General features: G+C 71.7%; 17 protein-coding genes. 6 read left to right on the forward strand and 11 right to left on the reverse strand.

What is annotated here, in order from left to right:
* Positions 1–58: 58 nt before the first annotated feature.
* Positions 59–1039, reverse strand: a complete 981-nt coding sequence (locus ACIGQF_RS20445; RefSeq protein WP_399711939.1) for a cation diffusion facilitator family transporter — start codon at positions 1037–1039, stop codon at positions 59–61.
* A 139-nt stretch (positions 1040–1178) separates the two neighbouring features.
* On the opposite strand from ACIGQF_RS20445, the gene ACIGQF_RS20450 reads away from it, so the two are divergent.
* Entirely contained in the window at positions 1179–2144 is a 966-nt protein-coding gene (locus ACIGQF_RS20450; RefSeq protein ID WP_399711941.1) for an LLM class F420-dependent oxidoreductase, read from the forward strand.
* A 230-nt stretch (positions 2145–2374) separates the two neighbouring features.
* Here ACIGQF_RS20450 and nrfD read toward each other — a convergent pair whose 3' ends face one another.
* Genes nrfD through fdh form a run of 3 tightly spaced genes read right to left on the reverse strand, consistent with a single transcriptional unit; the run spans position 2375 to position 7553 of the window.
* Entirely contained in the window at positions 2375–3340 is a 966-nt protein-coding gene (gene nrfD, locus ACIGQF_RS20455; protein WP_399711943.1) for an NrfD/PsrC family molybdoenzyme membrane anchor subunit, read from the reverse strand.
* Entirely contained in the window at positions 3337–4281 is a 945-nt protein-coding gene (locus ACIGQF_RS20460) for a 4Fe-4S dicluster domain-containing protein (protein WP_399711945.1), read from the reverse strand. The genes nrfD and ACIGQF_RS20460 overlap by 4 nt, the downstream gene beginning before the upstream one ends.
* A complete protein-coding gene (gene fdh / locus ACIGQF_RS20465) occupies positions 4278–7553 on the reverse strand; it encodes a formate dehydrogenase (RefSeq protein ID WP_399711948.1) in 3276 nt (1091 codons plus the stop codon). Before fdh ends, ACIGQF_RS20460 begins: the two co-directional genes overlap by 4 nt.
* Positions 7554–7753: 200 nt before the next feature.
* Here fdh and ACIGQF_RS20470 point away from each other — a divergent pair, with 200 nt between their 5' ends.
* The 4 genes from ACIGQF_RS20470 (at position 7754) to ACIGQF_RS20485 (ending at position 9572) form a co-directional block, all read left to right on the forward strand.
* Entirely contained in the window at positions 7754–8311 is a 558-nt protein-coding gene (locus ACIGQF_RS20470; RefSeq protein WP_399711950.1) for an isochorismatase family cysteine hydrolase, read from the forward strand.
* Between the two features lie 82 nt (positions 8312–8393).
* Positions 8394–8726: a plasmid stabilization protein gene (locus tag ACIGQF_RS20475; RefSeq protein WP_399712601.1), complete on the forward strand. Its 333-nt coding sequence runs from the start codon at positions 8394–8396 to the stop codon at positions 8724–8726.
* Positions 8727–8770: 44 nt separating this feature from the next.
* Positions 8771–9253 carry a serine hydrolase domain-containing protein gene (locus ACIGQF_RS20480; RefSeq protein WP_399711952.1) on the forward strand — a complete coding sequence of 161 codons (483 nt, stop codon included), beginning with the start codon at positions 8771–8773 and terminating at the stop codon, positions 9251–9253.
* Complete coding sequence (locus tag ACIGQF_RS20485; RefSeq protein WP_399711954.1) at positions 9216–9572, forward strand: serine hydrolase; 357 nt, start codon at positions 9216–9218, stop codon at positions 9570–9572. The genes ACIGQF_RS20480 and ACIGQF_RS20485 overlap by 38 nt, the downstream gene beginning before the upstream one ends.
* Here ACIGQF_RS20485 and ACIGQF_RS20490 read toward each other — a convergent pair.
* Genes ACIGQF_RS20490 through ACIGQF_RS20515 form a run of 6 tightly spaced genes read right to left on the reverse strand, consistent with a single transcriptional unit; the run spans position 9569 to position 16112 of the window.
* Entirely contained in the window at positions 9569–10963 is a 1395-nt protein-coding gene (locus ACIGQF_RS20490) for an alpha/beta hydrolase family protein (protein ID WP_399711956.1), read from the reverse strand. The genes ACIGQF_RS20485 and ACIGQF_RS20490 overlap by 4 nt on opposite strands.
* A complete protein-coding gene (locus tag ACIGQF_RS20495; RefSeq protein WP_399711958.1) occupies positions 10950–12293 on the reverse strand; it encodes an MFS transporter in 1344 nt (447 codons plus the stop codon). Before ACIGQF_RS20495 ends, ACIGQF_RS20490 begins: the two co-directional genes overlap by 14 nt.
* A complete protein-coding gene (locus tag ACIGQF_RS20500) occupies positions 12290–12745 on the reverse strand; it encodes a MaoC family dehydratase (protein ID WP_399711960.1) in 456 nt (151 codons plus the stop codon). The genes ACIGQF_RS20495 and ACIGQF_RS20500 overlap by 4 nt, the downstream gene beginning before the upstream one ends.
* Positions 12746–12760: 15 nt before the next feature.
* On the reverse strand, positions 12761–14269 hold the full coding sequence (menE, locus tag ACIGQF_RS20505) for an o-succinylbenzoate--CoA ligase (protein ID WP_399711962.1): 1509 nt from the start codon (positions 14267–14269) through the stop codon (positions 12761–12763).
* A gap of 22 nt (positions 14270–14291) precedes the next feature.
* The gene (locus ACIGQF_RS20510) at positions 14292–15158 is read right to left on the reverse strand and encodes an amidohydrolase family protein (RefSeq protein WP_399712604.1); all 867 of its coding nucleotides are present in this window, start codon (positions 15156–15158) and stop codon (positions 14292–14294) included.
* Positions 15159–15176: 18 nt separating this feature from the next.
* On the reverse strand, positions 15177–16112 hold the full coding sequence (locus ACIGQF_RS20515; protein ID WP_399711964.1) for an SDR family NAD(P)-dependent oxidoreductase: 936 nt from the start codon (positions 16110–16112) through the stop codon (positions 15177–15179).
* 227 nt (positions 16113–16339) lie between these two features.
* Between ACIGQF_RS20515 and ACIGQF_RS20520 the strand changes: the two genes are divergently transcribed.
* Positions 16340–16825, forward strand: a complete 486-nt coding sequence (locus tag ACIGQF_RS20520) for a MarR family winged helix-turn-helix transcriptional regulator (RefSeq protein ID WP_399711966.1) — start codon at positions 16340–16342, stop codon at positions 16823–16825.
* A gap of 36 nt (positions 16826–16861) precedes the next feature.
* Here the strand turns inward: ACIGQF_RS20520 and ACIGQF_RS20525 are convergent, their stop codons facing one another.
* Positions 16862–18571, reverse strand: a complete 1710-nt coding sequence (locus ACIGQF_RS20525) for an IclR family transcriptional regulator C-terminal domain-containing protein (RefSeq protein ID WP_399711969.1) — start codon at positions 18569–18571, stop codon at positions 16862–16864.
* Positions 18572–18798 lie beyond the last annotated feature (227 nt).

Genomic DNA, 18798 nt, shown 5'->3' on the forward strand with positions numbered 1-18798 from the left:
CGTTTGTTGTGGTCCCGGCGGGTGAGTACCGCCCTACCGGCACGTCCCGCCGGCGCGGCTACCGGTGGTCAGCCGCCGGCCATCTCGCCCGGCCGTTCCCCGAAGCGTCACTCGCCACCGACGCGCCCTCGGCGCCCGCCGGGGCCTCCGTGATGTCCAGGAAGACGTGGTCCGCCTGTGGCCACGTGCGCTCGACCTCACGCTTGATCCGTACGCAGACGAGCTCCACCCGTTCGCTGTCCATCCCCGGCGCCAGATCGATACGGGCCGCCAGCAGCCAGCTGTCCTCGCCGAGGCGCATCGTCAGCAGCTCCGCGACGTTGTCCACCTCCGGCTGCGCCATCAGCAGCTTCTCGATGCTCTCCCGCGGCTCCGCGTCGACCGACTCACCGATCAGATGGTCCCGCGCCTCCTTGCCGAGCCGGTACGCCACGAACACCAGCAGCAACCCGATGGCGAAGGACGCCGATGCCTCCCACACCGCCTCGCCCGTCACCAGATGCAGCACCATCCCGGCCGCCGCCAGCAGCACACCCAGCACCGCCGCACCGTCCTCGGCGAGCACCGTACGCAGCGCAGGGTCGCTGCGGCCACCCTTCTGCACGCGCAGCTGGTACACCGCACGGACCAGCGAACTGCCCTCCGCGACGAACGCCACCCCCAGCACGATCAGACCGGCCGTATAACCGCTCGGGGTCTCGTGCGACCCCTCGCGCAGTGCGTCGATGCCCTGGAAGAAGGAGAAGCAGCCGCCCATCACGAAGATGCCCACCGCGGCGAGGAGCGCCCAGAAATAGCGCTCCATGCCGTACCCGAACGGGTGCCGGTGGTCGGCGGGGCGACGGCTGCGGCGCAACGCGGCGAGCAGAAAAAGCTCGTTCAGGCTGTCCGCGACGGAATGCGCCGCCTCCGACAGCAGCGCGGGCGAGGCGGACAGCAGACCGCCGACGGCCTTTGCGACCGCGATGAGGAGATTCGCCGCGAGTGCCACGACGACCGTCACGCGGGTCCGGCCGTCGGAATCCTTCCGCTTCACCATGAATCACCGCCGCCATTCGGGGGACGCGGGGGGTGCGATCGATCGGTAATACACATCAACGGAGCGTGTACCCGGTTCGATGAATGAGAACCGCGGAGGGATTTCCGCAACCAGCCGAATGCCGAAAAGGTGAGTGACGATGGTGGATGTCGGCTACACGATGATGACCGAACAGGCGGGCCCGCGCGAACTCGTCGACCATGTGGTCCTGGCCGAACGCGCCGGTTTTGATTTCTCGGTCACCTCGGACCATTACTTTCCCTGGCTGGCCTCGCAGGGCCACGCCCCGTACGCCTGGAGTGTGCTGGGCGCCGCGGCGCAGGCCACCTCGCGCATTCCCCTGATGACGTACGTGACCTGCCCGACCACCCGGTACCACCCCGCGATCGTCGCCCAGAAGGCGGCGACGATGCAGCTGCTCGCGGAGGGCCGGTTCCGGCTCGGCCTCGGCTCGGGCGAGGCCCTCAACGAGCACGTCGTCGGTCAGGGCTGGCCCACGGCGCCGGTCCGGCTGGAGAAGCTGGAGGAGGCCATCGAGATCATCCGGGCGCTGTTCTCCGGCGACGAGGTGACGTACCACGGCGAGTACTTCGACGTGGACCAGGCCGTGCTGTGGGACCTGCCGGACAAGCTGCCGGAGATCGGCGTCGCGGTGTCCGGCGGCCTGTCCTGCGAGATCGCGGGCCGCCTCGGCGACCTGGTGATCGCCACGGAGCCGAAGAGCGAGCTGCTGCGGAAGTTCGACGAGCACGGCGGCAAGGGCAAGCCGCGCATCGGCCAGATCCCGGTCTCGTACGACACGGACCGGGACGCGGCGATCGCCCGGGCGCACGACCAGTTCCGCTGGATGGTCGGCGGCTGGCCGGTCAACAGCGAGCTGCCGGGGCCGTCCGGTTTCAGCGGCGCGACGCAGTACGTACGCAAGGAGGACATCGCCGAGGCGTTCCCGTGCGGCGACGACGTCGAGACGTACGTGAAGGCGGTCAAGCAGTACGCGGACGCCGGCTTCACCGAGGTCGCCCTGGTCCAGATCGGCGGCGACCAGCAGAAACCGTTCATCGACTGGGCCCAGAAAAACCTGCTGGACGAGCTGCGGGCGCTGTAGGCGCTGTAGGGGGAGGGGGTGGGGAGCCTGGGGCTGTGGAGGGGGAGGGCGGTCGGCGGCGGACCGTTTCCGCCCTTCTTTCCCCATGGGGGTGCACGAAGTCCCCTTCTCAACACAGTAGTCGGGGGCACTGACACCGCCCCCGCCCCCGCAGCCCCGCCCCCGCAGCCTCGCCCCCCCGACCCCGCAGCCCCGCTCCGTACCCCCGGCCGCGTCCCGTACCCCAGCCCCTACGACCCCTCGCGTCGGCGTCGGGCCTCCCGTTGCGGCTCCACCGTGTACTTCGGGTCTTCCGCCGAGGCGATGCCTGCGTGGAAGACGGCGAAGCGGGTGAGGGCCGAGCCGGTGAGGAGGGCCAGGCCGGCCGTGACCGCCGCCGGGCGGCTGCGGCCGGCGAGCAGGCCGGCGGTTGCCGCGCCCGCCACCGTCAGCGCTTGCGCGCAGCGCATCAGCGTGCCGGCCTTTCCCGTGCGGTACGTCTCGGCCACCATCCCGAGCCGCCGTTCGGCCGCGGTCGTCGCCGCCTTGTCGGCCGCCGCGGCCAGCAGCGCGGCGTACCGCGCGGGCGCGTTCTCCCCGGTGGGGGACGCCACCAGGGCCATGCCCGAGGCGGCGGCGGTCGCGGAGGCGGCGAAGAGGTACGGGAGTTCACGGTGCGCGCCGTGCCAGGCGGGCACCGCCGTGTCGGCCGCGAGCACCGCGGTGTACGTCGCGACGGCCGGGCCGAGCAGCGCCGCGGCGCCGGTCGCGGCGGCTCCGGCGCGCGGCAGCCGGCCGGTCACCGCGCTCGCCGCCGCCGCACCCGCCATCGGCCCGTACCCCGCCAGCAGCCAGGAGCCGACGCTCATCGGGGAGGTCGGCTTGCAGACGCGGAGCATGTTGGCGAAGCGGGACGGGCGGCCCAGGTCGTTGACCAGGGCGGCGGTGGAGAGGGAGATGGCCGCGAGGGAGGAGACCTTCATCGCCCTGGCCAGCGTGGGGCGCCCGGTGAGGTGGGCTCCTGCGGCCAGTACGGAACCGGCGCCCGCCAGGCCGCCGGTGAAGAAGTACCCGGCGATGTCCCGGGCCGCCCACGACGGTGCCTTGATGACGGGCCGGCCGTAGTACGAGTCGAACTCGGCGCGCGGCACCATCAGTTCCTCGCCCTTGCGGCGCCGCCCGCCGCCCTTGGACCGGGTGCCGGTCGTCCCGCTCATCGCCGTCCCTTCCGTCGCAGGAGTGCGGGGAGTACGAAGGAGGCGGCGGCGCCGGCCGCCACCGACAGGGCCGCCGCGCCCGCGTGTTTCCACATTGCGGGCAGGTCGCGGGTGGTGACCACCGGGTCCGGCGGCAGCCCGTACACCTCCGGTTCGTCCAGGAGGAGGAAGAACGCGCCGTCGCCGCCCACGCCGTCCTCCGGGTCGTGCCCGTAGAGCCGGGCCTCGGGAGTGCCGGCCTCGTGGAGCTGGTCGACGCGGAGCGCGGCGCGTTCACGCAGTTCGTCCAGCGGGCCGAACTGGATGGAGTCGGTGGGGCAGGCCTTCGCGCAGGCCGGTTCCTGTCCGGCGCCGAGCCGGTCGTAGCACATCGTGCACTTGAAGGCCCGGCCGTCGTCCTTGCGCTGTTCGATCACGCCGTACGGACAGGCCGGTACGCAGTAGCCGCAGCCGTTGCAGATGTCCTCCTGGACGACGACCGTGCCGTACTCGGTGCGGAAGAGCGAGCCGGTGGGGCAGACGTCCAGGCAGGCCGCGTGCGTGCAGTGCTTGCAGACGTCGGAGGACATCAGCCAGCGGACGTCCCCGGCGGGCCGCTGCGGATCGTCCTCGGCCAGGGGCAGGGATGTACGGCCGTCCGCCGTGGGCGGCTCCGCCGGGACCTGGCGGGGTGCGGACTGTTCGATGAACGCGACGTGGCGCCAGGTCGAGGCGCCGAGGCCCTGGGTGTTGTCGTACGACATGCCGGTGAGCGACAGCCCGTCCTCGGGGATCGCGTTCCACTCCTTGCACGCCACCTCGCAGGCCTTGCAGCCGATGCAGACGGAGGTGTCGGTGAAGAAGCCCATGCGAGGGGGCGGGTCGGGGTGGCCGGCGTCGCCGGCCGGGTCCGGTTCCGGGCCGCTGAAGAGGCTGCCGGTTTCGAAGAAGACGCCGGTCATGAGGGCTGCTCGCCTCCGGTGTGCTCGGTGATACCGGCGCGCCGCCGGTAGTCGGCGACCAGCCGGGGCAGGTCGGGGCCGCGCGGCCGGCGGCCGGGGCGGATGTCGGCGGTCAGCGCCTTGTCTTCCTGAATGTGCGCGTTCGGGTCCAGCGCGATGGCCATCAGTTCGTTGGCGGCGTCGCCGGTCACCGTGCCGTTGGGGCCCCAGTGGAACGGCAGGCCGATCTGGTGCACGGTGCGGCCCTGTACGGTCAGCGACTTGATCCGCTCGGTGACCAGGACGCGGGCCTCGACGGCGTTGCGGGCCGTGACGATGGTCGCCCAGCCGGTGTGCGTGAGTCCGCGCTCGGCGGCCAGCGCCGGGGACACCTCGCAGAAGAACTCCGGCTGGAGTTCGGAGAGATACGGCGACCAGCGGCTCATGCCGCCCGCCGTGAAGTGCTCGGTGAGCCGGTGGGTGGTGACCACGTACGGAAAGACGTGCGCGCCGGGCTCGTCGCCGCTGGGGTGGTAGCGGTTGCCGGGGCGGGAGTGGAGCTGCCGGGCGGGGGACCGTGCGCGGTCCGGGTACAGGGCGTTGGTGAACGGGGAGTCCTGCGGCTCGTAGTGCGTGGGCAGCGGCCCGTCGAGCAGTCCGGCGGGCGCGAACAGCCAGCCCTTGCCGTCGGCCTGCATGATGAACGGGTCGTCGCCGCGCAGCGCGTCGACGCCCTCGGCGTCGTCCGCCGGGACGTAGCCCGGTTCCTTGTCGGGGACGAAGTCCGGGATGTCGTGCCCGGTCCACCGGCCGGTCTCGGCGTCCCACCAGATGTACGCCTTGCGGTCGCTCCACGGCGTGCCGTCGGGCGCGGCCGAGGCGCGGTTGTAGAGGATGCGGCGGTTGGCGGGCCAGGCCCAGGCCCATTCGGCGGCGACCCAGTCCTGTTCGGTGCCGGGCTTGCGGCGGGCGGCCTGGTTGACGCCGTCCGCGTACACCCCGCAGTAGATCCAGCAGCCGCAGCTCGTCGAGCCGTCGTCCTTGAGCTGGGTGTACGCGGAGAGCGGCGCGCCGTCCGGGCCGCGGCCGTTGATCTCCGCCAGTACGGCGTCGGCGACCGGCTCGTCCAGCTCGCCCTGGACCGGGTAGTCCCAGGCCAGGTCCTGGATCGCGCGGTCCATCGGGTCGGTGGAGGCGGCCAGCTTCTCCTTGATGCGGCGGCCGAGGTGGTACGTGAACCACAGGTCGCTGCGGGCTTCGCCGGCCGGCTCGACGGCGGCGTGGTGCCACTGGAGCCAGCGGTTGGTGTTGGTGAAGGAGCCGGACTTCTCGGTGTGCGAGGCGGCGGGGAGGAAGAAGACCTCCGTGCCGATGTCCTCGGTGCGCAGTTCGCCGGACTCGATCTCCGGGCCGTCCTGCCACCAGGTCGCCGATTCGATGAGGGAGAAGTCGCGGACCACCAGCCAGTCGAGGTTGGCCATGCCGAGCCGCTGGAGGCGGGTGTTGGCGGAGCCGACGGCCGGGTTCTCGCCCATGAGGAAGTAGCCCTTGCAGGCGCCGTCCAGCTGCGCGAGGACGATGTCGTACGCGCCGTGCGAGCCGGTGAGCCGGGGCAGGTGGTCGAAGCAGAAGTCGTTCTCGGGCTGGGCCGCGTCCCCGTAATAGGACTTGAGCAGGCTGACGAAATAGGCCCGCATATTGTTCCAGAATCCCTTGTCCGTACGGCTCGCCGTGACGAACGTGTCGAGATCCTCGTGGGCGTGGGCGTGCGGCATCGGAAGATATCCGGGCAGCAGGTTGAAGAGCGTGGGAATGTCGCTGGAGCCCTGGATCGAGGCGTGGCCGCGGAGCGCCTGGATTCCGCCGCCGGGCCGTCCGATGTTTCCCAGCAGCAATTGCAGGATGCTGGCCGCGCGAATGTACTGCGAGCCGACGGTGTGCTGCGTCCAGCCCACCGCGTACGCGAAGGCGCTGGTGCGGTCCGGGCCCGAGTTCTCGGTGAGGGCTTCGCAGACGCGCAGGAACGACTCCTTGGGGACGCCGCAGATCTCGGCCACCATGTCGGGGGTGTAGCGCGCGTAGTGCCGCTTGAGGATCTGGAAGACGCAGCGCGGGTGCTGGAGCGTCGGGTCCTGCTCGGGGTCGGACTCGGCCTGGGCGCCGCCCGAGCCGTGCGTCTCGGCGTGAGCCGCCTCGTGCAGCCGGCGGCCGGTCTCGGGCTCCTTCTGGAGTCGCTGGTCGTGCCGCTGTTCCACGTCGCCCGCCGGAGCCTGGACGCCGCCGCCCGCGTACTGCCAGGTCTCCGCGTCGTACCGGTGGTGTTCCTCGTCCAGCCCGGAGAAGACGCCGGCCAGGTCCTCGGTGTCCTGGAACTCCTCGCTGATCAGGGTGGCGGCGTTGGTGTAGGCGAGGACGTAGTCGCGGAACTCCTTGCCTTCGCTCAGGACGTGGTTGATGATCCCGCCGAGGAACGCGATGTCGGTGCCGGCCCGCAGCGGTACGTGCAGGTCGCACAGGGCGCTGGTGCGGGTGAAGCGCGGGTCGACGTGGATGAGGGTCGCGCCGCGTGCCTTGGCCTCCATGACCCACTGGAAGCCGACGGGGTGGGCCTCGGCGAAGTTGGAGCCCTGGATGACGATGCAGTCGGAGTGCTGGAGGTCCTGCATGAAGGTGGTCGCGCCGCCGCGGCCGAAGGATGTACCGAGGCCGGCGACCGTGGAGCTGTGGCAGACCCGTGCCTGGTTCTCCACCTGGACGATGCCGAGGCCGGTCAGCAACTTCTTGATCAGGTAATTCTCTTCGTTGTCCAGCGTCGCGCCGCCCAGGCTGGCGATGCCGAGGGTGCGGGCCACGCGCGCGCCCTCGGACTCCCACTGCCAGGTGTCGCGGCGGGTCTCGATCACCCGGTCGGCGATCATGTCCATGGCGGTGTCGAGGTCGAGCGGCTCCCAGTCGGTGCCGTGCGGCCGTCGGTACAGCACCTGGTGCCGCCGCGCTTCGCCGGTCGTCAGCTGGAGCGTCGCCGACCCCTTGGGGCACAGCCGGCCGCGGCTGACGGGCGAGTCGGCATCGCCCTCGATCTGCACGACCTTCTCGTCCTTGACGTACACCTGCTGGCCGCAGCCGACCGCGCAGTACGGGCAGACCGACTGCACCACCCGGTCGGCGGAGTCCGTGCGGGGCCGCAGCCGCTCGGTGTGCTCCGACATCGCGGCGCGTCCGCGGCCGAGCGGATCCTTGCCGGTGAGCTGCCGGTACACGGGCCAGTCGCGGATCAGCCGCTGTACGCCCATGGATCCTCCAGCTGTCGGCGCCTGCTGTGCGGGTGCGAGGGTCGGAACGAATGCCTCCAGGGTTGCCCCTGATGCGGACGGGTGCCCGGCGACATGCCGCTCACACCCGCCGATCGGGGGAGCGGGCGCGGAGCCGGAGGCCGGACGGATATCGGCGTGTCCGAGGTGAGAAGCGCGGCCCACCGGTCAACCCTGAAGGTGTGAGTACTACCGCCCTCATCGTCATCGACATGATCAATACCTACGAGCACGAGGACGCGGAGCTGCTGCTGCCGTCGGTGCGCAAGGCGCTGCCCGCGGTGGTCCGCCTCATCGACCGGGCCCGCGAGGACGGCGTACCGGTGATCTACGCCAACGACAACTTCGGGGAATGGCGCTCGCACCACGGCGAGATGCTGGAGACCGCGCTGGCCGGGCCGCACGCGGAGCTGGTGGACCCCGTCCGCCCCGACGACTCCTCGCTGTTCATCGTCAAGGCGCGGCATTCGATCTTCTTCGAGACCCCGATGACCTATCTGCTGTCGCAGCTGGGCATCGACCACGTCGTGCTGTGCGGGCAGGTCACCGAGCAGTGTGTGCTGTACTCGGCGCTGGACGCGCACATCCGGCATCTGAAGGTCACCGTCCCGCACGACGCCGTGGCACACATCCACCCGGACCTCGCCGACGCGGCGCTGCAGATGATGGAGCGCAACATGAACACGCACCTCTGCACGGTCGACACGCTGGACTGGGAGGCGGCGGCGCGACGTGATTGACCGCCGTCGTGCCGGGAACCCGGGGCGGGAAAGAAGCCGGGCGGAACGCGAGGCGCGTTCCGCGTCAGGAAGGGAGCGCATGATGCCCAGCGGCTCCAACGCCAAGCGTGAACGGCAGTACGAGCACATCAAGGAAGGCGCCGAGAAGCGGGGCACCTCCACCGGCCGGGCGAAGGAGATCGCCGCGCGCACGGTCAACAAGGAGCGGGCGCGCTCCGGCGAGGCGAAGAGCGCGAGCAAGGAGTCCACACGGGACCCGAAGTCCGCGCCGGAGCGGGGCGGCCGGCGGGCGGGCAAGGGCACGGGCCCGAAGGGCCCGACCAAGGACCAGCTCTACCGCGAGGCCAAGGAGAAGAACATCGACGGCCGCTCCTCGATGACCAAGGACGAACTGGCCAAGGCGCTCGGCCATTGAACCCCCGGGCGCCGCAGGTACCGCCGGCGTCCGCGTTCTGTTGCGTGTCCGGGAACCGTCCGTGCCGCAGAGGGCGCACGGTCGGCTATGCCCATCGCATCACCCGTGAGACGGTCACGGCCCAGCACCGCTTCCGTGTCGCCAGTGTCAGCAAGCCGATCACCTCGACCGTTGTTCACCTGCTCATCGACCGGAAGAAGCTCGCGCTGACGGACAAGGTGTTCGGTCCGGGAGCGCTGCTCGGCACCCATTTCGGTACGCAGCCGTACAGCGAGTGGCTGCGGGCCGTCACTCTTCAGCACCTGCTCGAACACTCGGCAGGCGGCTGGGAGAACCATGCGAACGATCCGATGCTCCGGCGACCCGAACTCGACCGGAGCGCGCTGATTTCCTGGACCCTGGACCATCAGCCCTGGTATGGGAGCCAGGCCGAAAATGGCTCTACTCCAAGGGCGTGGCGACAGCCCTTACGGTCTCCGCGTCGACCGCATGGACGCGCACGGCGGGTGGGCCGCGACCCCGGCTGACGTGCTGACTTTCCTCTTTTCGGTCGATGGCCTCGACTCGCCGCCCGACCTGCTGGGGGCGGCGAGGCGGACTGCGATGACCATGGCGTCGGCCGTGAAGCCGCCCTCCGCGACAGAGGCGGGTTACGCCCGCGGGTGGTCGGTCAACCGCGCCGGTACGGTCCGGCACGGCGGCACCCTGCCCGGCACACAGGCGATCCCCGTATGCCCGTCCGACGAGCGGGCCTGGTGTGCCGTCTGCAATACCGGACGACCGGGCGATCAGGCGTCTCAAGCCGAGTTCGACGATCTGATGTGGCAGGTCGAACGAGCCGTCTAGCGGGTGGAGCCAGGCAACTGCCGTTGCGCCAGGTCGTACGGGCGCGGGTACGGCCCTGGGCTGAAGGCGAGGTACCGCGCCGCCGTCGTCGGGTCGGACCGCCGCGCCTCCGCGTTGAGCGCGCCGGGCGCGGTGTCGCCCCAACGCCCGGTGCCGGCCAGGCGGTCGACCGTGTGCAGTGCGGCGAGCTGCTCGGCGGGGGTGAACGTGCAGTGCCCGGCGTTGTCGACGAACCCCTGGCGCAGCATCCCGCCGGTCCCGGCCGCGGTGACGGCCCGGCGGTGCGCCGAGGCGACCTGGACGGGGACCAGCGGGTCGCCGGTGGTGTGCACGTCCAGCTGCGGAGTGCGAAGCTTGCCGGTGAAGGCGATGTTGCGCGTCATGTAGTGGACGGCCGCGGGGTCGGCCTTGACGCGGGGCGCGCCCGCGAGCGTCCGCAGGTCCTTGCCCAGTGACAGCCCGGCCGCCGCGTACAGCGCCTCGACCTCCTTGTATCCGGCCGACCGGCGGAGCATCGCGGTGTAGTCCACGCCGGTGTTCCACGCCATGTTCCCGCCCGCCCGCTGCTCGGCCTCCTGGCGCCGCCGGAAGCCGGCGTCCACCAGCATCGTGCTGACGGCTTGGTACTGGTGGGCCTGCTGTGCCTCGTAGTCGTCCGGTGCGGGCCGCTCCTGCTTGGGGTCGTTCCAGCCGGGGATGTTGTGCAGCGCGGCGGCCAGCGCGATGCGGGCCCGGCCGGCGGCGCTGCCCTGGGCCCGGGAGAGGACGGCGCCGAGGCGCCCTGCGGCCCGGTCCGCCTCGTCCGCGTCGGCGAAGCCGGTCAGCGGGATGCCGGAGCCGGGTGCCAGCAGCGTCTTCAGCGCGAAGACCGGGTCGAGGGTGGAGTTCCAGTTGGCGACGCCGCCCTGGACGAGGCCGCACAGGGACAGCGAGCCGTCGATGCGGCCGGGGTGCCGCTCGGCGATCGCGGTGGTGACCAGGCCGCCGTAGGACTCGCCCCAGGCGAGCGTGCGGCGGGCCGGTCCCACCCGCCCGGCGAAGGCGTCGAGGGTGGCGACCTGGTCGGGCACGGCCTGTTCCACCGCCCAGCCGGTGGTGGCGTACGAGGAACCGGCGAGCGCGTAGCCCTCCTTCAGCAGCAGCTTCTTCGTGGCGTCGTCGGAGGCGTCAACGGCTTCGTTCGGGGCGCCTGCGGGCCGGTACCCGTGGCTGAACAGCAGCAGGGTGCCGTTCCAGCGGGCCGGGGTGTCGATGACGTACGTGGCGCCGGAGGGCAGGGTGCCTTCGAGGTGGCGGGGTCCGGCCGGCGCGGCGGTCGCGGGCGGCACCGCGGCGGTGAGGAGCAGCGCGGTGACGGCCGCGAGCAGCCCCGCCCGGTTACGTGCTCTCATCGGTGGGTTCCTTCCGGTGGGAACGGTTTTGTTGGTGCTGCTCGGCGCCGAACCGGTCGCGGCTGGTCTCCCTGACCCGCCACACGGTGAGCGCGGTGACGGCGGCGCCGGCGGTCAGCAGCAGGGCGACGGGCGTGCTGCTCCCGTACGCGGCGAGCAGGCTGCCGGCGATCAGCGGGGAGAAGCCGGCGCCGAGCAGGGTCGCGGTCTGGTAGCCGAGGGAGGCGCCGGTGTAGCGGACCCGGGTGCCGAACATCTCGGTGAGCAGCGCGCCCAGCGGCCCGTACATGGTGGACTGGGCGACGCCGTGCCCCAGGACGAGCGCGAGGATCAGCAGTCCGGGGCGGCCGGTGTCGACCAGCGCGAACACCGGGAACGCGGTGGCGGCCGAGAGGGCCGCACCGGCCAGTACGACCGGCCGCCGCCCGAACCGGTCGGACAGCGCCCCGGCGCACGGCAGCACGAGCAGGGCCGTGCAGGAGGCGAGGGTGACGCCGGTGAGTACCTGGGTGCGCGAGAAGCCGTGGCCGACCGCGTAGGACACCATGAAGCTGGTCAGCAGCGACTGGGCGGTGAACGCCCCGATGCCGGCGCCCGCGGCCATCAGCACGGCGCGCGGCCTGCGCACCACGTCGAGCAGTGGCAGCCGGGCCGGCGCCCGCTCCTCCTTCAGCGCGCGGAACAGCGGACTCTCGGTGACCTTCAGCCGTACGTACAGGCCCGCGAACAGCAGGACCAGGCTGAGCAGGAACGGCACGCGCCAGCCCCACGCGCGGAACTGCTCGTCCGGCAGCGCTGCGACGAGGGTGACCACCGCGGTGGACAGGACGGTGCCGAGCGGGGCGCCCAGCTGGGTGAGGCTGGTCCAGCGGCCGCGCGGCCGGCCGTCCGCGTGCTCGGCGACCATCAGCGTCGCCCCGCCCCACTCGCCGCCGATGGCGATGCCCTGCACCACGCGCAGCAGTACCAGCAGGACGGGTGCCCACACGCCGATCGTGTCGTACGTCGGCAGCAGCCCGATGAGGAAGCTGCCGACGCCCATCAGCACCATCGTCGCCAGCATCATCGACTTGCGGCCGAGCCGGTCGCCGAAGTGGCCGAAGACGATGCCGCCGAGCGGGCGGGCGACGTACCCGGCGGCGAAGGTGCCGAACGCCGCGACGGTGCCGGCGGCGGGATCGGCGGCGGGGAAGAACAGGTCGCCGAAGACGAGCGCGGCGACCGTTCCGTAGACCAGGAAGTCGTAGAACTCCACGGCCGTGCCGAGCAGGCCGGAGAGCGCGACCCGTCGCAGCTGCCGGGCGTCCGTGGCGTCGCGCACGGCGGTCATCCGTAGAAGCGGGAGAGGCTGCGCAGGACGCAGGCGGGCTTGGTGCCGTCCTCGATCTCCACCGTGCCGTCCACCGCGATCTGCACCCCGCCCTTGACCTCGTCGACCGAGGCGAGCGTGGCGGCCAGCCGGATACGGGAGCCGACCTGCACGGGAGAGGGAAAACGGACCTTGTCCAGGCCGTAGTTGACCTTGGTGGTGACGCCCTGCACGTCGAGCAGTTCCGTGAAGAGCGGGATGAACAGCGAGAGCGTCAGGTAGCCGTGCGCGATCGGCGCGCCGAACGGGCCCTGCGCCGCCTTCTCGGGGTCGGTGTGGATCCACTGGTGGTCGCCGGTGGCATCGGCGAAGGTGTCGATGCGGTCCTGGGTGACCTCGATCCAGTCGCTGGTGCCCAGGTCGCTGCCGGCGAGCTTCTTCAGTTCGTCGAGGCCGTTGACGGTGACGGTCATGTCGCATTCCTTTGGTCAGGAGTCGGCTGACCCGTAGTGCTGGCGCACCCGGGACTTGAGGAGCTTTCCGGAGGCGGTGCGGGGGAGTTCGTCAGCGAGCACCACCGACTTGGGAAGCTTGTACTTGGCGAGCCGGCCGGTCAGGGTGGCCAGCACCTCGTCGGGGTCCAGGGCCGTGCCCTCGCGCGGGACGACCACCGCTCGCGGGACTTCGCCCCACTTGTCGTGCGGCACGCCGATGACCGCGCACTCGACGATGTCGGGGTGGGCGAGGAGGAGGTCCTCGATCTCGGCGGGGTAGATGTTCTCGCCCCCGGAGATGATCATGTCCTTGAGGCGGTCGACGATGAAGACGTATCCGTCCTCGTCGATCCGGGCCGCGTCCCCGCTGCGGAACCAGCCCTCGGTGAAGGAGGCCGCCGTCTCCTCCGGCAGCCCCCAGTAGCCCGGCATGACATGGGGCCCGCGGACCACGACCTCGCCTCGCTCGCCGACGTCGACCGGGGTCAGGCCGGGCCCTGCCACGCGTACGTCGCTGAAGAAGTGCGGTACGCCCGCCGAGCCGGCCTTGCTGATCGCGTGCTCGGCGTCGAGGAACAGCGTGCCGGGGGACGCCTCCGTCATGCCGTAGCCCTGGAGGAAGGTCAGGCCCCGCTCTTGGTACGTGGCGATCAGTGGCGTCGAGACCGGTGAGCCGCCGCAGGTCAGGATGCGGAGGGAGGACAGGTCCGCGTCGGCCCAGCGCGGGTGCCGGGCCATCTGCTCGAACATCGTCGGGACCCCGAACATGAAGGTGATCCGGTGCTGTTCGATCAGGTCGAAGGTGGTCTCCGGGTCGAAGGCCTCGACCAGGACGCAGGTACCGCCCTTCAGGATGACCGGCAGGGCGAGCATGTTCAGGCCCGCCGTGTGGAACAGCGGCGCCGAGACCAGGGCGCGTTCGTCGGCGATCAGGTCGGTGTCGACCAGGACGTTGATCGCGTTCCAGGTCAGATTGGAGTGCGTGAGCATCGCACCCTTGGGGCGGCCGGTCGTCCCCGAGGTGTACATGATGATGCAGGTGTCGTCGGCGGTGACCGGTTCGTCGATCGGGTCGCTCGCCGCCGAGGCCAGCAACTCCTCGTATTCGGAGCCCACTTCGACGTATGTACGTACGTCGCCTGCGTCGGACAGGCCCGCGACGAGTCCGGTGTGGGACGGGCCGTACAGGAGGGCCTTCGCGCCCGAGTCGGTCAGCTGGTAGGCGATCTCGGGCCCGGTCAGCCGGGTGTTGAGCGGGACGAAGACGGCGCCCAGCACGCCGGCGGCGAACAACGTCTCCAGGAAGGAGGGGTGGTTGGGGCCGAGGTAGGCGATCCGGTCGCCGCGCCGGATGCCGGTGGCGCGCAGCGCGCGGGCCAGCCGGGTGGTGCGGTCGTGCAGCTCCGCGTAGGTGGTTGCCGCGCCTTCGTGGCGGACGGCGATGCGGTGCGGGGTCTTGCGGGCCCGGCGGGCGGGCCACGACCCCAGTCCCTCGTTGCGCACAGCGGCTCTCCTTGCGGTGGGGTCAGGCGAGCCCGAGCAGCCGGGCGGCGTTCTCCTTGAGGATCTTCGGCCGGACGGCTTCCTTGATCTCCAGCTTCTCGAAGTCCGCGAGCCAGCGGTCCGGCGTGAGTACGGGGTAGTCGGAGCCGAACAGCACCTTGTCCTTGAGCAGGGTGTTGGCGTACTGCACGAGCTGCGGCGGGAAGTACTTCGGCGACCAGCCCGACAGATCGATGTGCACGCCGGGCTTGTGCGTGGCGACGGCCAGCGCCTCGTCCTGCCAGGGGAACGACGGATGGGCCAGGATGATCTTCAGGTGGGGGAAGTCGGCGGCCACGTCGTCGACGTGCAGCGGGTTGGAGTACTTCAGCCGGATCCCGCCGCCGCCGGGCACGCCCGCGCCGATGCCCGTCTGCCCGGTGTGGAAGAGGGCGATGGCCCCGGTCTCCTCGATGACCTCGTACAGCCCGTACGCCAGCCGGTCGTTGGGGAAGAACGCCTGGATGCTGGGGTGGAACTTGAAGCCGCGTACGCCGTACTCCTCGACCAGCCGCCGGGCCTGCTTGACCGCCGCCCTGCCGCGGTGCGGGTCGAGCGAGGCGAACGGGATCAGCACGTCGGCGTTGTCGGCGGCGGCCTCGGCGACCTCCTCGTTGGGCACCGGTTCGGTGCCGGTCGCGGACTCGGCGTCCACGGTGAAGACGACGGCCGCCATCCGCCGCTCGCGGTAGTACGCGGCCATCTCCGGCAGCGTCGGCTTCCGGTTGCCCTCGACCTTGAAGTACGCGCTGGAGGCGTCGGCCAGCCCCTGGTCCAGGGACGCCTGTCCCTTGCTGGACACCTCGGCGTGCGTGTGCACGTCGATGGCCACCAGCTCGTCCACGTTCATCACGTTGCGGGTCATGGCTCACGCCTCCGGGATCACGGGTGCGGGGATGCCCACGGACTGCGGCTCGCGGCCCACGGACGTGTGCCAGGCCGCCGCGACGGCCTCCGGGCGCCAGCCGCCGTCCGCGTACGCCACCGCCACCTCCTGCGGGTGCGACCACAGCGCGAGCTTGTCGCCGCCGATGCCGACACACTGGCCGGTGACGTCCTTCGCGGCGTCCGAGGCGAGGAACGGCACCAGCGCGGCGCAGTCCTCGGCGGTGCCGAACCCCTCGCCCTTGCGCAGGAAGTCAGGCAACGGTTCGCCGCGCCGCATCGCCTCGATGTACGGCGCGAACGCCGGGATGGTCTCGGTCATCGCGGTCGCCGCGACGGGCACGACGGCATTCACCGTGATGCCCGCCCGCGCCAGCTCCATCGACCAGGTACGGGTCATGGCGGCGATGCCGGCCTTGGCCGCCGCGTAGTTGGTCTGGCCGAAGTTGCCGCGCTGCCCGGCGGGGGAGCCGACCAGGATCAGCCGGCCGCCGTCGCCCTGCTCCCGCATCCGCACGGCGGCAGCCCGGGCACAGGTGAAGGTGCCCTTGAGGTGGGTGGTGAGCACGGCATCGAAGTCGTCGTCGGTCATCTTCCACAGCACCCGGTCGCGCAGGATGCCCGCGTTGGTGACCATCACGTCCAGCCGGCCGAACTCCTCGACGGCGCGGGCCACCAGTCGGTCAGCGGCCTCCGCTGAGCCGACGGCGGCGGCCTCGGCGACGGCCCGGCCGCCGGCCTCCGTGATGCTCTTCGCGGCCTCCTCGGCCACGGCCTCGTCGAGGTCGTTGACGACGACGGAAGCACCGGCGGCGGCGAGCGCCGAGGCGTACGCGAGCCCCAGGCCACGGCCGGAACCGGTCACGACGGCGACCTTGCCGGTGAGATCCACGGGGGTGGGGGAAGCGGGTCCGGACATGGTGCGGTCCTCTCAACAGGCATGCGGAATACGGGTGTTGACGTCAGGGGGGAGGGGCGGGCCGGGTGCCGGTCGGGCCGGTGACCCCGCCGTGATCGAAGCTAAGACCAATCATTGTTGACGTCAATGGTTGTTCCCGTAATCAAAAATGCGGCATGCTGGGTCCGCTGGTGAGATGGAGAACCGGGAAGACCGCCCCGCACCGGGGGCACGGAACAGGGAGCGCCATGACCGCCCAGGGAACGCCCGCCGCGCAGGCCAGGCCCGTCGACGCCGACGAGCCGTGGATGCGGGGGCTGCACGCCGACACCGGATATCTGCTCTACCGGCTCGGCCTGCGCTCGGGGCAGCTCTTCAACGCCGCCCTCCAGGAATCTGGCCTCCGGCTGCGCCACTACGCGCTGCTGCGGTACCTCGCCACGGTCGAGGGCGCGCCGCAGCGGGAGCTGAGCGAACGGCTCGGCTACGACCCGAGCGCCATCGTCGGCCTCGTCGACGACCTCGAACGCCTGCACCTCGTGGAGCGCCGCCCGGCCCCCGCCGACCGGCGCCGTCGCATCGTCGTGCTGGCCGACGCGGGCCGTACGTACCTCCGCGACACCGACGAGGCCAGCCACCGCGTCACCGACGAACTGACCGGCCCCCTCACCTCCGAGGAATCCGCGACACTGCACGCACTGCTGCTACGGGTCGCGCAGACGGGCGACGCGTAGGCCCCGGGGGCGGTCTGCCGGTGATCGACGCGCCGCTCAGGCAGTGGGGATGCGGGTGAAGCGGCCCGCGATGTGGAGGTCCGCTTCGATGCCGGCCGCGGCGGCACGCAGCTCGGGGAGGACGTCCGTAAGGCACTCCTCGGAGCTGCGCCGGACGGTGTGCATGGCGACGTTCACCGCTGCCACCACCTCGCCCGCACCGTTGTGGACCGGCACCGCGAGCGACCGCAGGCCCTCCTCCAGCTCCTCCTCCACCAGTGCGTGGCCCTGGTCCGCGATCCGGTCGAGGAGCGCGGTGAGTTCGGCGGACCCGGTGACCGTGTGCGGGGTCAGTGGCCGCAGTTCGGTGCGGGCGAGCCGGGCGTGCCGCTCGGCGGGCGGCAGGCCGGCCAGCATCACCCGGCCCAGGGCGGTGGCGTACGCGGGCAGCCGGGTGCCGGTGGTGATGTTCACGCTCATCACGCGGGTGGTGGCGACCCGTGCCGTGTACTGGATGTCGTCCCCCGTGAGCACGGCCAGGGAGGCGGAGTCGTGTACGCGCGCGGCGAGCGTGGCGAGGTGCGGTGCCGCGATTTGGGGGAGCGTGGTGCGGGAGAGCGGGGGATAGCCGAGCGCCAGCACGCGCGGGGTGAGCCGGAAGGCGCGCCCTTCGGAGGCGACGTACCCCAGGTGCTCCAGGGTGATCAGGGCCCGGCGGGCGGTGGCCCGCGCCAGGCCGGTCGCTTCGGCGGCCGCGGACAGTGTCAGTTCGGCCCGGCCCGCGCCGAACGCCGTCAGCACCGTCAGGCCGCGGGCCAGCGACTCGATGAACTCCCGCCCCAACTCCTGCTTGGAGGCGGCCGTCCAGGCGGCGAGCGGCGCGGGCGAAGGGACTTCCGCCTCGCGTGGCGCCTCCTGTGCCTGAACCAGTTCCCGTTCCATCGCGGCCACCGTTTCGCGCAGCCGGGGCAGCAGTGTGTCGCGCAGGGACGCCGCACCGTGCCGGCTGGTGTGGCTCACCACGCTCGCCGCGCAGGCGACCGAGCCGTCCGGGGCGCGCACCGGCACGGCCAGCGCGACCAGCCCCGGCTCGATCAGCTGGTCGTCCAGCGCCCAGCCCTGCGCTCGCGCCTGCCGGGCGCGTTCCTCGAAGCCTTCGCCGTCCCTGTCCCCGTCGCTGTCGGCCGCGGCGCGGCCGGCGTCGAGCGGTGGCACCGCCGGGAAGCCGCGGTGCTCCGGATCGGCGGCCCGGCGCTCCCGCCAGCGTGCCCACTCCGCCTCGGACCATCCCGCGGCGAACAGCGAGCCCGGCGCGGTGCGCTCGGCGGGCAGCAGGTCGCCGATGCGGAAGCTCAGGGACATCGCGCGGCGCCGGGTCGCCTGGTGGAGGAAGCGGATGCCGTCCCGGTCGGGCACCGCGAGCGACACCGACTCGTCCAGCGCGTCGGCCAGCGCGTCGGCGTGCCCGCCGAGCAGGCCGGGCAGCCGCAGCGCGGCGAGGTAGGCGTTGCCCAGCTCCATGACGCGCGGGGTGAGCACGGCGTCCCGGCCGTCCAGCCGTACGTAGCCCATCCGCGCCAGGGTCGCGGTCACCCGGTCGACGGTGGAACGGGCGAGGCCGGTGGCGCGCTCCAGCTCGCTCGGGCTGAGTGTGCCGTCGGCCTCGGTGAGCCGGCGCAGCACGGCGATGCCGCGCATCAGCGGCGTGACGGCCTCGGCCGGCACCTCGTCGGTGGCGGCGGGCGGCGTGGTGTCGGTCGGTGGCATCGGCTCTCCGTCGCGGTCTGTGCAGGACACCGTAAGGAATGCGGACGGCCGCCCGCACCGGGGGTCCGCCGCGCGGCGGACCTGCACTGTTGCCGGCGAACCGTTGACAGGCGACAGCGTCGCGCGCAAACTCTGCGGAACGCCAGTGAATGATACTTCACCACGCGAACATCCTGCACAAGCCCGCTTCCTGGGACGACGGGGAGCGGGCCCGTCCTCGACGACGA

The organism is Streptomyces sp. NPDC053560, from assembly GCF_044544605.1.
Classification (GTDB): Bacteria; Actinomycetota; Actinomycetes; order Streptomycetales; family Streptomycetaceae; genus Streptomyces.